The 12,192-nt window shown below is 61.4% G+C and carries 14 protein-coding genes; 8 read left to right on the forward strand and 6 right to left on the reverse strand.

Annotated elements, in window-relative coordinates; all coding sequences use genetic code 11:
* Window positions 1-92 precede the first annotated feature (92 nt).
* The gene (gene dusA, locus OIU37_RS05235; RefSeq protein WP_264256277.1) at window positions 93-1,094 is read left to right on the forward strand and encodes a tRNA dihydrouridine(20/20a) synthase DusA; all 1,002 of its coding nucleotides are present in this window, start codon (window positions 93-95) and stop codon (window positions 1,092-1,094) included.
* A 37-nt stretch (window positions 1,095-1,131) separates the two neighbouring features.
* Here the strand turns inward: dusA and OIU37_RS05240 are convergent, their stop codons facing one another.
* A complete protein-coding gene (locus tag OIU37_RS05240) occupies window positions 1,132-2,088 on the reverse strand; it encodes a S1C family serine protease (RefSeq protein ID WP_180694804.1) in 957 nt (318 codons plus the stop codon).
* A 635-nt stretch (window positions 2,089-2,723) separates the two neighbouring features.
* On the opposite strand from OIU37_RS05240, the gene OIU37_RS05245 reads away from it, so the two are divergent.
* From OIU37_RS05245 to OIU37_RS05255, 3 genes are all read left to right on the forward strand, one after another.
* A complete protein-coding gene (locus OIU37_RS05245) occupies window positions 2,724-3,560 on the forward strand; it encodes an alpha/beta fold hydrolase (protein ID WP_168313299.1) in 837 nt (278 codons plus the stop codon).
* Between the two features lie 43 nt (window positions 3,561-3,603).
* Window positions 3,604-3,885: a hypothetical protein gene (locus OIU37_RS05250; RefSeq protein ID WP_264256279.1), complete on the forward strand. Its 282-nt coding sequence runs from the start codon at window positions 3,604-3,606 to the stop codon at window positions 3,883-3,885.
* 197 nt (window positions 3,886-4,082) lie between these two features.
* Window positions 4,083-4,292, forward strand: a complete 210-nt coding sequence (locus OIU37_RS05255; protein ID WP_180694802.1) for a hypothetical protein — start codon at window positions 4,083-4,085, stop codon at window positions 4,290-4,292.
* A 162-nt stretch (window positions 4,293-4,454) separates the two neighbouring features.
* Here OIU37_RS05255 and OIU37_RS05260 read toward each other — a convergent pair whose 3' ends face one another.
* The gene (locus OIU37_RS05260; RefSeq protein WP_264256282.1) at window positions 4,455-5,507 is read right to left on the reverse strand and encodes a calcium-binding protein; all 1,053 of its coding nucleotides are present in this window, start codon (window positions 5,505-5,507) and stop codon (window positions 4,455-4,457) included.
* Between the two features lie 499 nt (window positions 5,508-6,006).
* Between OIU37_RS05260 and OIU37_RS05265 the strand changes: the two genes are divergently transcribed.
* The 3 genes from OIU37_RS05265 to OIU37_RS05275 all read left to right on the forward strand — a co-directional run bounded on the left by OIU37_RS05265 (window position 6,007) and on the right by OIU37_RS05275 (window position 8,029).
* Window positions 6,007-6,486: a BA14K family protein gene (locus OIU37_RS05265; protein ID WP_264256284.1), complete on the forward strand. Its 480-nt coding sequence runs from the start codon at window positions 6,007-6,009 to the stop codon at window positions 6,484-6,486.
* A gap of 261 nt (window positions 6,487-6,747) precedes the next feature.
* Window positions 6,748-7,284 carry a BA14K family protein gene (locus OIU37_RS05270; RefSeq protein WP_264256285.1) on the forward strand — a complete coding sequence of 179 codons (537 nt, stop codon included), beginning with the start codon at window positions 6,748-6,750 and terminating at the stop codon, window positions 7,282-7,284.
* 154 nt (window positions 7,285-7,438) lie between these two features.
* On the forward strand, window positions 7,439-8,029 hold the full coding sequence (locus OIU37_RS05275; RefSeq protein WP_264256287.1) for a GNAT family N-acetyltransferase: 591 nt from the start codon (window positions 7,439-7,441) through the stop codon (window positions 8,027-8,029).
* A gap of 132 nt (window positions 8,030-8,161) precedes the next feature.
* Here OIU37_RS05275 and OIU37_RS05280 read toward each other — a convergent pair whose 3' ends face one another.
* The 3 genes from OIU37_RS05280 to OIU37_RS05290 form a co-directional block, all read right to left on the reverse strand.
* On the reverse strand, window positions 8,162-9,061 hold the full coding sequence (locus OIU37_RS05280; protein ID WP_264256289.1) for a DUF3313 domain-containing protein: 900 nt from the start codon (window positions 9,059-9,061) through the stop codon (window positions 8,162-8,164).
* A gap of 181 nt (window positions 9,062-9,242) precedes the next feature.
* Window positions 9,243-10,595, reverse strand: a complete 1,353-nt coding sequence (locus OIU37_RS05285; protein WP_264256290.1) for a HAMP domain-containing sensor histidine kinase — start codon at window positions 10,593-10,595, stop codon at window positions 9,243-9,245.
* Window positions 10,595-11,266 (reverse strand): response regulator transcription factor, encoded by a 672-nt coding sequence (locus tag OIU37_RS05290; RefSeq protein ID WP_264256292.1) that lies wholly within the window; start codon window positions 11,264-11,266, stop codon window positions 10,595-10,597. The genes OIU37_RS05285 and OIU37_RS05290 overlap by 1 nt, the downstream gene beginning before the upstream one ends.
* A 140-nt stretch (window positions 11,267-11,406) precedes the next feature.
* On the opposite strand from OIU37_RS05290, the gene OIU37_RS05295 reads away from it, so the two are divergent.
* Window positions 11,407-11,553 carry a hypothetical protein gene (locus OIU37_RS05295; RefSeq protein WP_264256294.1) on the forward strand — a complete coding sequence of 49 codons (147 nt, stop codon included), beginning with the start codon at window positions 11,407-11,409 and terminating at the stop codon, window positions 11,551-11,553.
* 13 nt (window positions 11,554-11,566) lie between these two features.
* Here the strand turns inward: OIU37_RS05295 and OIU37_RS05300 are convergent, their stop codons facing one another.
* Window positions 11,567-12,109 carry an NADPH-dependent FMN reductase gene (locus OIU37_RS05300; protein WP_264256296.1) on the reverse strand — a complete coding sequence of 181 codons (543 nt, stop codon included), beginning with the start codon at window positions 12,107-12,109 and terminating at the stop codon, window positions 11,567-11,569.
* Between the last annotated feature and the right edge of the window lie 83 nt (window positions 12,110-12,192).

The raw sequence follows: 12,192 nt of genomic DNA on the forward strand, positions 1-12,192 counted from the left end.
AGTGTTATATGCGCGCTTTATGGATGATCCCGCCCCTGCGGCGGTGCGGTGCCGCATTGCGGCACCCAGAGACAACAAACAATGGAACGTCGATGACGCAGAAGAGGCCGATTTTTGCGGTCGCCCCGATGATCGACTGGACGGATCGGCATTGCCGCTATTTCCACCGCCAGATCAGCCGCGAGGCGCTGCTCTATACCGAGATGGTGGTGGCCGATGCGATCATCCACGGCCCGCGCGACCGGCTGCTTGGTCATGACGCCGCCGAGCACCCGCTGGCGCTGCAGCTCGGCGGATCGGAGCCGGCAAAGCTTGCCGAGGCGGTGAAGATCGCCGAACCCTACCTCTATGACGAGATCAACCTCAACGTCGGCTGCCCCTCTGACCGCGTGCAGTCTGGTACCTTCGGCGCCTGCCTGATGCTGACGCCGGAAACTGTGGCCGCATGCGTCGCTGCGATGAAGGCAGTCGCGACCGTGCCGGTGACGGTGAAATGCCGGATCGGCGTCGACGAGCAGGACCCGGAACAGGCACTGCCCGAGCTGATCACCCGCGTTCTCGATGCCGGCGCCGACGCGATCTGGATCCATGCCCGCAAGGCCTGGCTGAAGGGTTTGAGCCCCAAAGAAAACCGCGAGATCCCGCCGCTCGACTACGAGATCGTCTACCGGATGAAGCAGCGCTGGCCCGATGTCTTCATCGGCATCAACGGCGGTATCCGCACGCTCGACGAGGCCGCAACCCACCTCACCCATGTCGATGGCGTCATGCTTGGCCGGGCCGCCTATCAGAATTCTGCGATCCTTACTGACGTCGACCAGCGTTTCTTCGGCGCGCCTGCGAGCGAGCCGGACTGGGAGGCGCTGCGTGACCGGATGATGGCCTATGCCGAAAGCCACATCGCCAGCGGCGGCCGGCTGCAGCACGTGGCCCGCCACATGGTCGGTCTCTTCACAGGCTTGCCCGGCGCAAGGCGCTACCGCCAGATCCTCTCCACCGATGCCGCGAAAAACGGCGCCGGGCCGGAGGTGCTGGCGGCAGCCTTTGCGGCGGTGGATTTTTCGGGGACCGAGCAGGAGGCCGTCAGCGCCTGACGTAAATGACGGCTTGTCATGACGCCGACGTGCGGCGTCATGACCGGGCCATCGGCAGCAAGATCTTCTTCTCGATCCGGCCCGCCACCGAAAACACCAGAATCTCCGTATCCCTGCCGATCCTGCTGCCATCCATCAAACGGACGATATCGTCGACGCCGCCGACCGGGCTGCCGTCGATGGCGAGGATATAATCGCCCTCCTGCAGCCCTCCCTTTGCCGCCGGCCCTTCCGGCTCGACGCGCCGGATGCGGACGGAGGTCGTCTGCACCGTGCCCGCCGCAAGCGCGACCCGGCGCGGCAGCACGATCGTATCGCCGGCGATACCGATGAAGGCGCGCCTGACCTGGCCATAGCGAAGAATCTCCGAAACCACGAAATTGGCCGTGTTCGACGCCACGGCAAAGGCGATGCTCTGCGCACCCTGAATGACGGCGGTATTGACGCCGATAACCTCGCCGCTGGAAGACACCAGCGGCCCGCCTGAATTGCCGGGATTGAGCGCCGCATCGGTCTGGATGACATCGTCCATCAGCCGACCGCTGGCCGCCCGCATCGACCGTCCGAGCGCCGAGACGATGCCGGCCGTAACAGTCCATTCGAAGCCGAGCGGGTTTCCGATCGCGATGGCGATATGGCCCCGGCGCAAGCGCTGGGAATCTCCGAGCTTCGCCCAGGCGCCAGTGCTGGTATTGGCGCGAATGAGGGCGATATCGGTATCCACATCCCGGCCGAGCACCCGACCCTCGGTGACGAAGCCATCAGGCGTGGTGATGCGAACGGCCTTGGCGTCGTCGACGACGTGGCTGTTGGTGATGATCAGGCCGTCAGGCGATATAGCGAAGCCCGAACCATGCCCCTGCCGGCCACCCACCCTCTCGATCCGGCTGACCGCCGGCCCGACGATATCGACTGCAGCTGCGATCGATTGCGAATAGGCATCGATCAGCGCCCCATCATTCTGAGGCGCTATGTCCTTATCCATGTAACCCATTATTTGATCCTCAGGCGGCAATAACGGCCGTCCCGCTGCCGGCGAAGCGGTCGCGATTGCGACGGTTCGCCATTGTGCTGTTATGTGAGGATTAGATGGTTGGGCGTCGGCCCGCGTTCAAGTGAGCGCCAGCAGCAGTCTGCAATGCGCGCAACGCAGAGAATGCCAACACACCTAGCCGGACAGATATATTGAACTACCCGCACAGATATCTTGAACGAACGGCAGAAAATTGGCTCACTGCAGACATTCGCCCGTCAAATCAGCTGCCTTCGTTATGCCATGACGAACATGCCTGAGGTGTTCAACAGGCGGACATACCGGGGATCAAAAGATGTTCGCAGTACGAAGCAGCCAGATGAGGATCGCCAAATCCCCCGTCCCCGTCATGCGAGATGGACGGGTGCTGCGCGCCCAACTCGCGAAACCATACAAACTTCTGTCATATCAATAGAATAGAAAGAGCCATTCAATAAGCATATCAGCATAATTCGAGCCGGTTGATCCCCTCAGGCGTGATCTTCTTGCCCCAAGCCTCCGGCGCAACCACGCTCGTGGCCTTGCCAATTCTGCCGGCAACGGCGCAAACTTCTGACCGCATTAATCCAACCAACCCCAACCAACGGAGCCAAAAGATGAGCACGGTTACCACCAAGGACGGCGTCGAGATCTTCTACAAGGATTGGGGGCCGAAGAACGCCCAGCCGATCATGTTCCATCACGGCTGGCCGCTATGCTCCGACGACTGGGACGCCCAGATGCTGTTCTTCCTTGAGAAGGGCTACCGCGTCGTCGCCCATGACCGGCGCGGTCACGGCCGCTCCACCCAGGTCGGCGACGGTCACGATATGGATCATTACGCCGCCGATGCCGCAGCCGTCGTCGAGCATCTCGATCTCAGGAACACCGTCCATATCGGCCACTCCACCGGCGGCGGCGAAGCGACCCATTATGTCGCCCGCCACGGCCAGCCGCAGGGCCGCGTCGCCAAGCTCGTCATCATCGGCGCCGTGCCGCCCATCATGGTCAAAACCGATGCCAATCCCGGCGGCCTGCCGATCGAAGTCTTCGACGATCTGCGCAAGCAGCTCGCCGCCAACCGCTCGCAATTCTATCGTGACCTGCCGGCCGGTCCGTTTTACAGCTTCAACCGGCCGGGCGCGAAAGTTTCGGAGCCGATCATCAACAATTGGTGGCGCCAGGGTATGATCGGCGGCGCCAAGGCGCATTACGACGGCATCAAGGCCTTTTCGGAAACCGACTTCACCGAAGACTTGAAGATCATCACCGTGCCGACCTTCGTCATGCACGGCGACGACGACCAGATCGTGCCGATCGCCGACTCCGCCCTGCTCTCGTCCAAGCTCCTGCAGAACGCTACGTTGAAGGTCTATGAGAAATTCCCCCACGGCATGTGCACCACCCATGCCGACATCATAAACCCCGACATCCTCGCCTTCATCAAAGGCTGATCCGTGATGTTGCCGGGCGCCGATCAGGCGCCCGGTTGCCACGATGGCTTGCCATCCTAGACGCCGGCGTTCTGGCCATGTCGATCGATTGACAGCCAGAGACTCATTTTCCCATGAAACCGTTTTCGCCGATTTGCGTTTAGCGGCCATGAAAAGAGAACGTGAACCCTCATCAAAGGCTTACCGGCAGGATCGTTTCGAAAACACCGAGCGAGCCGCCAAGGAAACCATCGAGGCGGAGCAGCGGGCCCACCGGGAAAAAACCAAGCGGCTGAAAGAGCTGCGCCTATCGCAGCTAGGCGCCAAGGACCCCGCAACCAAATAGCACGCGCAAGCTATCCATCAGGCCGGCACGCCGATCGGGTCTCATATCCATGCCCTGCCGCCCTCGCCCGTATCTTCCCGTGCGTGTCCAAAATTGTTTTTGAATTTCAGACCTTCGCCCATCTTGCAGAGCAAAGATCGCGAAATTATCTTTTTTCACGAAAGCGATTCACGGCATCCAAAAAAGGGCAGATTGCGATGTCAGACAAGCTGTTCAGCACGCGTGACGAACCGCTCGCCTCCGAGGACCTCGATGTGTGCCGGCGTGTCCACGAAGCTCTCTGTAGTGGGCTAAAGATCGACCGATCAGGCAAGGAGGCCGACCGCTTAGGCGCCCTCATCATCGAGCTTTACCGCCAGGGTGTGCATGACGAGAACCAGCTTCGATTGCTGGCCGGCGGAGGGTGAGCCTGATAGCGGCCTCACGTTAGCACAACGAAGGGCGGACCGACTCCTCCCGCCATCTACCGGCACCGACAGGCACATGGAGAGACCCTGGGCGCGGAAACTTGCGCCGCCGCTGATGAACACACCACGTTGGGAGTCAGCGCAGTCATTCCAGTTCAGCACCTAGCGCATAAGAATCTTGTCCCTGTCCCAGGACATTCCATCGGAAAATTCGATCTTTTCGATTCCCCAATAGCCCTCGGCCAAGAACTGCTTCTCGACGGTGATCACTTCGCCCGTGGGCTTGACTATCACCATCAGCTTTGCCGCATCCCGCAGCAACATCACGTCGGAAGCGGTGAGATCGGTCAGGCGAAGCGTGTCGATCTCGTTCGACATGTTGACGATGTCATCGATGACGTCGGAGCCATGGCCGCTGGCATAGACATAGGTGTCGTCGCCAAAGGATCCGGAAAGCGTGTCGTTTCCTTCAAGCCCAATGATCAGGTCGTCGCCCATCGTGCCTTCCACGGTTTCCCCGCCGGACGTGCCGGCTATACCCTCGGGCTGAGCCACGCTGATATGCGCGGCGATGTCCTGCTTCGACCAGATTGTCCCGTCGCTGAACCTGATGCTTTCGATCCCCTTCTCGCCGCCTGATCGTCCCGACTTGATGAGGATCGACCCGCCCGCGGCCATAAGTGCGACAGTCCTTTCAAGCGCCCCGGCGAGCCTGCCGTCGCTCTTGGCCGCAAGCCTCGCTTCCTCGATAATTGATGCGTTCTTGGCGGCATCTGCCGCACTCATCCTGATCGCAACGATGAGATCGTCGCCCTCCTGGCGAAGGGCGATATCGCCGGGGCCGATATCGGAAAAGATCAGGGTGTCGGCGTTGCCGCTGTCCTCGATCGTTTCCAGAATGGTGTCGTTGCCGTCGCCGCGTGCATAACCGTAGGTGTCGTTGCCGGTGCCGCCGGTCAAAAGGTCGTCATCCTCGTTGCCATAGAGCGTGTCGTCCCCTTCGTCACCCCGGATTTCATCCTGTCCGCCTCGACCATATACCACGTCATCACCCGCCCCGGCATGGATCCGTTGGTTGCTGTCGGGATCGGATTTAAGGACGATGTTGTTGACGACCTGCGCGCTGTCACGGGATGTCCTATCGTAGATGCCTATCGACAAAATCAGGCCCAATCCAAGGATCAGGGCCGTCCGCGGCACGCGCAAATTCAGCATTCTTCCAGTCCCCGGCAAGACGCACCCAGTGGCATCGACCGCCGCCAGTAACCAAGCCCTTTTTGGAGGGAATTACCACTCTGAGATGTCTGTTGCGTTAACGCTACCTATTGCAAGAAGACCGATCCCCACACCCCTCCAGCAAATCCCGTTCCCCCACCACACAAACGTATTGAAAGCCCGCACCCGCGCCGTCCGGCTGAGATCGGCGTGTATCAGCAGCCACAATTCCGAAACCGCATCCGGCAGCGCTTCCCCAGCCATGGACCCGTCTCGGCGCCATCAGCGGCATAGATCGCGAAGGCCACCGCGGAGACGCGCCGGCCGATCAGCGTTTCGGATGGTCCGGCCATTTGCGGTATCGCGCTGTCGGCCTTTGGGCGAGCACCTGTTGCGTTAGCGCCGACGCACATATGCCCCTCCCGTCCATCCCAAAATGAAACTTAATCCCTGCCCCTGCGTTGCCCGCGATGCATCCGTTTACCCCAAGGTGAGTGAAATGAACAGATTCGCCATCGTTGCCCTGTCGATAGCGACGGCCTTCTCGGGAATGCCGGCTTCGGCAGGCCCGGCTTTCCTGCCGAGCCCGATGCAATCGGCGCAGGCGACGTCTCAAAGCTCCGATGCCCGCATCATGACCGTTGGCTGCAACAACTTCACGAACTGCCCGGGTCAGTTCAGCAATAATCGCAGATGGTATCGCAACCGCCACGACTATCGCGACCGGCGCTACTACCGCGACGACCGCTATGGCTGGGATCGGCGCTACGATCGCCGGTACCGCCGTCACGACAACACCGGCGCCATTATCGGCGGCCTAGCGGCTGGCGCCATCATCGGCGGCATCATCGCTTCGCAGCCGCGCGCACTTGCCTATGGTTCTTCGCATGCGGACTATTGCTACAGCCGCTATCGGTCCTATCGCGCCTCCGACAATACCTATCAGCCGAACTACGGCCCGCGCCGCCGGTGCCGCTAGGGCCGATCCATTAGTGCAAGCCTCGTATGAAGATGCAGGGCTTTTTGATAGCCGAAAGCCCGTTACGCGACTTCCCAGGACACCGTAGAGTGCACGCCGTACAGCAAATCGCCTTGCCCCCTATCGACCAGCCCTATATGTATGAAAGCACGGTACGTTAGCAGATACGCACATAAATAACCCCTCCCCATCCCAAAATGAAACTTATTCCCTCCCCCCGCGTTATCCCCTCCATACATCCGTTGACCCAAGGTGAGTGAAATGAACAAATTAGGCATCATTGCCCTGTCGATAGCGACGGCCTTCTCGGGAATGCCGGCCTCGGCAGGCCCGGTCTTCATGCCGAGCCCGATGCTATCGGCCCAGACGGTCCCTCAAAGTACCGATGCCCGGGTCATGACCGTCGCCTGCAACCCATACTCCATCGTCTGCTCGCGCGATGGCGACAACCGCCGATCCTACCGCAATCGCGACAACGATCGCGACCGCGACCGCCGCAGCTACCGCGAGCGCCGCTATGACCGTGACGACCGCTATGGCTGGGATCGCCGCTACGATCGTGGCGACCGGTACGGCTGGGATCGCCGCTACGATCGCCGGTATCGCCGACATGACAACAGCGGCGCTATCATCGGTGGCCTCGCAGCCGGCGCCCTCATCGGCGGCATCATCGCTTCGCAGCCGCGCGCGCGTGCCTATAGTTCACATGCCGAGTATTGCTATAGCCGCTACCGGTCATACCGCGCCTATGACAATACCTACCAGCCGAACTACGGCCCGCGCCGCCAGTGCCGGTAATCCAATCATCCATCGGAGCAAGCCTCGCATGAAGATGCGGGGCTTTTTTGATGGCCGGAAGCTTGCACGGCTTCCGATCGCCGGTCGGTCGTGCTTGTCTGCGCGGCCAGGATTGGTCGACCCATTTAGGTAGATAACGCGCTATAGGTGCGAAATGACATCTGGAGATATAGTAAAGCGCGCCGGCCCCGTCATCCTGCTGCCGCCGGATCTGGAAAACCTGTCGGGCTTCGAAGCAGCGCTCGCCGCCGGCTGGTCTCCCGATCCGCGCCGAGCGGGCGACCAAGCCTACGTTCGCGGCGAGCTTCAGCGGCTGCGCCAGGACAGATCAAGGTTTCTCGACGATCTCAGTCCTGATGGCAGGCGACGCGCCGGATCCGGACCGCCGCCGCTGACCATCCGTCTGTTCTGGATCTGGGACGGCGAATTCTGCGGCAGCATCAGCCTGCGCTTTCAAGCGTGCAACGAGGAGCTGCCTCCCGAGGTGTCGGGCCATGTCGGATATTCCGTCGTGCCGTGGAAGCAGCGCAATGGCCACGCGACCACCGCCCTGAGCCTTCTGTTGGCCGTGGCGGCGAAGGAAGGCCTCGACCGCCTCACCGTCCTCTGCAACGAGGGCAACGACGCCTCGCGGCGCGTGATCGAGCGCAATGGCGGCGAATTGTTCATGCGCGGCCCGCATCCCTCCGACAGGCCCGATCAGATCAAACTGTATTTCTGGCTGAAGCCCGGAGCCGCCGGCTGACGTGAAATACGCGACGGACTTTCAGACGGACGGAGCACAAGCCTTACCCGCTTTTGCTCCGTCCGTCCCCTCAGCCTGGGGCGGGCTGAGTGCTGATCGCGGCCGCTTGTCGGGCGCCGCCGCCGGATTCTCTCAATAGGTCGCGGCCGGTTTCGGCTTCTTCTCTGTCCATTGCGGGGGGGCGCCGTATTTGGCGGCCACCGCCCCCATCAGCCCGGGCGGCCGGCCGAATGCGTCGCAGGCGGCGTATTTCGGTTTCCCGCCGAGCCAGGATTTCATCCGCTGCCCGGACGGCAGCGAGATATCCAATCCCTTCGGCTCATTGCCTTTGATCAGCATGCGGGAAAACTCGCTGCTGAATTTCGAAGCCAGGCTATAGGCATCGCCCACTTCGGAAACGCGGGGGTTGTTCTGCAGCGAGTTTGCCCCGCGCGACCAGACGATCGCCGCCCGCTGCACTCCACCGCTGTCGACGGCTTCCGCCTCGACCGCCAGCCCGCCGAGGCCGGCCGGCAACCGCGGCACGCTGACGGGCAGCACGAAACCGGTGCCGACGGTCACGACGGTCGAAACACCCGCCATCGCCTTGTTGGTCGGCACGATGTCGGTAACGACGGCGCGGATCGTTAGATCCGCTGGCTGACCGGCAGAGACCAGCTGATATCTGTCGCTGAGCGAAATGCAAAGCGCCCGGTCCAGAGCATTCGCCACCATCACGCGGTCAGCATCCGACTTGACGCGGGTCGCAGCGTGGAAGGCGAAGGTCGTCGGCACGATGCTCACCGTCTTTGCCGGGCTAAGGCGCGTCCCGTCGACATAGACGCGCGATTTCGACAGCTTGCCCTTCGGCACGCCGAGATTGCCGTAGGAAGAAAGCGTGCCGGCCTCCTTCAGCGGCACCGAGCTGCACCCGGCCGCGGCCAAGGCGAGCGCCAGCGGCAGAGCGAGGGACAAACCTCTCGACGCCCATGGGAAGGAAAATAGGAATGGATTGCTGCGCACGCTGTCTGGCCTCCGTCGCCGATAGCGCATAACCCCGAAAATTGAAATCGATTTTCGGAAAGGATTATGCGCAGGTTTAAAGCGCTAGAGCGTCCTTGGCGCGTCTTGTCGGACGCGCTGCGCTCTAGTGTCGGGCGAAAGTGGCGGTCGAGAATTGCCGCAGCATTACAGTTTGTTTCGGAGGAGCGGATGCTGCTCAAACAGGCCTCACCTATGCGAGATCGATCGTCACGCGCGTCCCGGCAGCACCGCTTTCGATGCTGACCTCGCCGCCATGATTTGCGACGACCTGCTTGACGAGGCTGAGGCCGAGACCGGCGCCCTTGCTCTTCGGGGTGACGCGATAGAAGGGCTCGAAAACCAGCTCCCGATGCTCGGCCGGAATGCCTGGCCCTTCGTCGGCGACACTGATCCGGCCGCTGCCGGAAGTCGAGCGCGACACCGAAACCGTGATCATGCCTCTGTCGCCGCCATGGTCGATGGCGTTGCGCACGAGGTTGCTCATAGCCCGCGGCAGGGCGGAAGGGCTGCCCTTGCGCTCCAGCCTCTCGATCTCGCTTTGAAACGAAATTTGGTAGCCGGCGCCGATTGCGAGTGGCGCGAGATCGGCCACCACGCCGCGGGCGATCTCGACGAGATCGACAGGTTCGTCGAGGTCAGCCGCTTGATCGTTGCGCTCGAAATCGAGCAATTGCTCGGCCGCCTCGGCCAGCCGCGCCACGTCGTCAAGCAGCCGCTGCCGCTCGCGCCCATCGGGCATGCCGTCGATGCGCGTCTGCATGATAGCGATAGGGGTCCGCAGCTCATGCGCCGCGTCCATCAGAAATCGCTGGCGTTTCTTAAACTCGTTCTCGAGCCGCTCAAGCGTTCCGTTAAAAGCAATCACCAATGGTGCGATTTCCGTGGGAATACCATCCACCGGCAATCGGGCTCCTTGCCGGCGGGGTTCGATTTCCGATGCCTTGCTCGCTATATCCTTCACGCCGGCCAAAGCGCGCGCTACGACGCGGGGGATCGTTAGAAAAACCCCGGGCAAAGCGATGGCCAAAAGTGGTGTGTAAATGAGGTAGGTTTTGCCGAGTATTGCCAGAAATGCGGAGCTTCTGCTGGCGTTTCCGCCGTACATCACTCTGTACTCGCCTTCTGCCGTGTCGACACGGTCGATGGAGGCGACCTCGGTCGTACCAGACGCCCCTCGTATGTCGGCGTCTTTGATGAGGTAGACGTACCGGGCTAGGTCCGCATAGGGCGCCGGTATTACGCCGTAGGAGGCCGTTTCTCCACTGGGTGTTGCGACGAAAAACCAGAGCCTGTTGTTCTCAGCCTTGAACGACCTGAGACGCGGGCTATCAGCTATGACGATCCCGCCCTGCGTGTCACGCGTAAGAGCTTCCTCGAGGGCTGCAGTCAGTTGAACCTGCATTCCTTCATTGGGCGAGAGGATGCTGGTGGCGTAAATGCAAAGCCCGATGATCACCGTCGCAACAACGGCCACGAAAAAGATACTGAGCTGCCAGCTGAGCGTCCACCAGAGTGAAAGGTTCGACTTGGTCGCCTCGCGCATCATTCTTCCTTCATGAGATAGCCGACGCCACGGATATTATGGATCGCGACGCCGGCACCGGCATCGATCAGCCGCTTGCGCAGCCGCGAAATATGCGCGTCGAGTGCGTTCGACTGGATTTCCTCTTCGTAGTTGTAAACCGCCGCCTCCAGGGTCGAGCGCAGCACGGTCTTCTCCTTGCGCCTTGCGAGTGCCGCCAGCACCAGAAGTTCGCGCCGGGGCAGATCGAGCGGCACGGCATCGACGGCGACACTCAGATGCAGCGGGTCGATCACCATCCGCCCGGCCGTGATCTTGAGTTCGGCCAGTTCGGGCGATCGCCGCAGCACGGCCCTGAGCCGCGCCATCAGTTCCTCCACCAGGAACGGCTTTCCGAGATAGTCGTCCGCCCCGAGGTCGAGGCCTTCGATCCGCTCCTTCGGTTCGTTCAGCGCCGTCAGCACGATGATCGGCGTATCTTTCCCCGTCCGCCTCAGCTCGGGAATGAAGTGCAGGCCCTCTCCGTCGGGCAGGCGCCGGTCGAGCAGGATCGCATCGTAGAGGTTCTGCCGCGTCAGCTCGACCGCATCGGCCAGATGCATCGTGTGGTCGGTGACGATCCCATGTTTGCCGAGTGCGGCCGACAGCGCTTCGGCCAGCTCCCTCTCATCCTCTATCAACAGTATCCGCATCGCCCGCCCATTGTTTCGCTCTCCCCCTCTCTCTGCCACAAGGGTTGCGGCAGCATTGCGGAGCTTGCAAGGCAGCCGGTCATGCTGCTGCAATTGTTGAAGTCCAGCACAAAGAATATCTGCAGCCGCTGGAGATCAAGATGATCCGACCAATCCTTCGTCTCCTGACGAGACACTTCCTCTCCGCCTTCATCCTCGCCGCGCTGCTCGCAGCCCCGCTCGTCATTCTGCACACGCTTTACGAAAAGACGGTATTCGACAACGGCCTGCTGATGGAGGTCCGATGATGCAGCGGAAACCTCAGGCGGTCTTACTGCCTGCCATGCAATAGGCCGAGAATGCCTGAAGATAGGCCTGCACTCTGGAACGGTTCTCCGCTGCCTCGACGGCCTTGAACACCTCGGCCGGCTCCAGCTTCATCAGAGGAAGCCTGAGGAAAATATCGCCAGCGAACCGGTCGGTGATGGTCGCAAGAACGGTGCGAAGACCCGCCAGCATATCATCGCCTCGATGCGATGCGTGCAGCAGGGCGATCGGCTTATGGACGATCTCGTCTCCTGACACGAGCCAATCGATCGCATTCTTGAGGCCGCCGGGAATGGATCGGACATACTCCGGGCTCGCAATGATCAGGCCATCGCTCTCTGCGATGACACCGATCAACTCCCGCACCGCCTCCGGTAGATTCTCCCCCTCGAGATCAGGCGAGAATACCGGCAACCGCCCCACGCCGTCGAAGATCGAAATCTCGATCTCACTTGGCGCAATGGCACAGACAGCCTGCAGCATGGCCGTATTGGTGGAATTGTGCCGGACGCTGCCGGATATTGCGAGAATCTTCATGACCCCACAGGAAATGTTTGATCATGGCTGTCAACGCAAAAGGCTCGGCTAGGCTCGATTGAGTAGCGCCCCAAAAGCGACTT

It is taken from the genome of Rhizobium sp. BT-226 (assembly GCF_025847085.2).
In the GTDB taxonomy this organism is placed as follows: Bacteria; Pseudomonadota; Alphaproteobacteria; order Rhizobiales; family Rhizobiaceae; genus Rhizobium; species Rhizobium sophorae.

Bases quoted from the DNA above. Each gene is read 5' to 3' on its own strand.
- dusA (WP_264256277.1), top strand. From the start codon at position 93: ATGACGCAGAAGAGGCCGATTTTTGCGGTCGCCCCGATGATCGACTGG.
- OIU37_RS05240 (WP_180694804.1), bottom strand. From the start codon at position 2,088: ATGGGTTACATGGATAAGGACATAGCGCCTCAGAATGATGGGGCGCTG.
- OIU37_RS05245 (WP_168313299.1), top strand. From the start codon at position 2,724: ATGAGCACGGTTACCACCAAGGACGGCGTCGAGATCTTCTACAAGGAT.
- OIU37_RS05250 (WP_264256279.1), top strand. From the start codon at position 3,604: ATGGCTTGCCATCCTAGACGCCGGCGTTCTGGCCATGTCGATCGATTG.
- OIU37_RS05255 (WP_180694802.1), top strand. From the start codon at position 4,083: ATGTCAGACAAGCTGTTCAGCACGCGTGACGAACCGCTCGCCTCCGAG.
- OIU37_RS05260 (WP_264256282.1), bottom strand. From the start codon at position 5,507: ATGCTGAATTTGCGCGTGCCGCGGACGGCCCTGATCCTTGGATTGGGC.
- OIU37_RS05265 (WP_264256284.1), top strand. From the start codon at position 6,007: ATGAACAGATTCGCCATCGTTGCCCTGTCGATAGCGACGGCCTTCTCG.
- OIU37_RS05270 (WP_264256285.1), top strand. From the start codon at position 6,748: ATGAACAAATTAGGCATCATTGCCCTGTCGATAGCGACGGCCTTCTCG.
- OIU37_RS05275 (WP_264256287.1), top strand. From the start codon at position 7,439: ATGACATCTGGAGATATAGTAAAGCGCGCCGGCCCCGTCATCCTGCTG.
- OIU37_RS05280 (WP_264256289.1), bottom strand. From the start codon at position 9,061: ATGCGCTATCGGCGACGGAGGCCAGACAGCGTGCGCAGCAATCCATTC.
- OIU37_RS05285 (WP_264256290.1), bottom strand. From the start codon at position 10,595: ATGCGCGAGGCGACCAAGTCGAACCTTTCACTCTGGTGGACGCTCAGC.
- OIU37_RS05290 (WP_264256292.1), bottom strand. From the start codon at position 11,266: ATGCGGATACTGTTGATAGAGGATGAGAGGGAGCTGGCCGAAGCGCTG.
- OIU37_RS05295 (WP_264256294.1), top strand. From the start codon at position 11,407: ATGATCCGACCAATCCTTCGTCTCCTGACGAGACACTTCCTCTCCGCC.
- OIU37_RS05300 (WP_264256296.1), bottom strand. From the start codon at position 12,109: ATGAAGATTCTCGCAATATCCGGCAGCGTCCGGCACAATTCCACCAAT.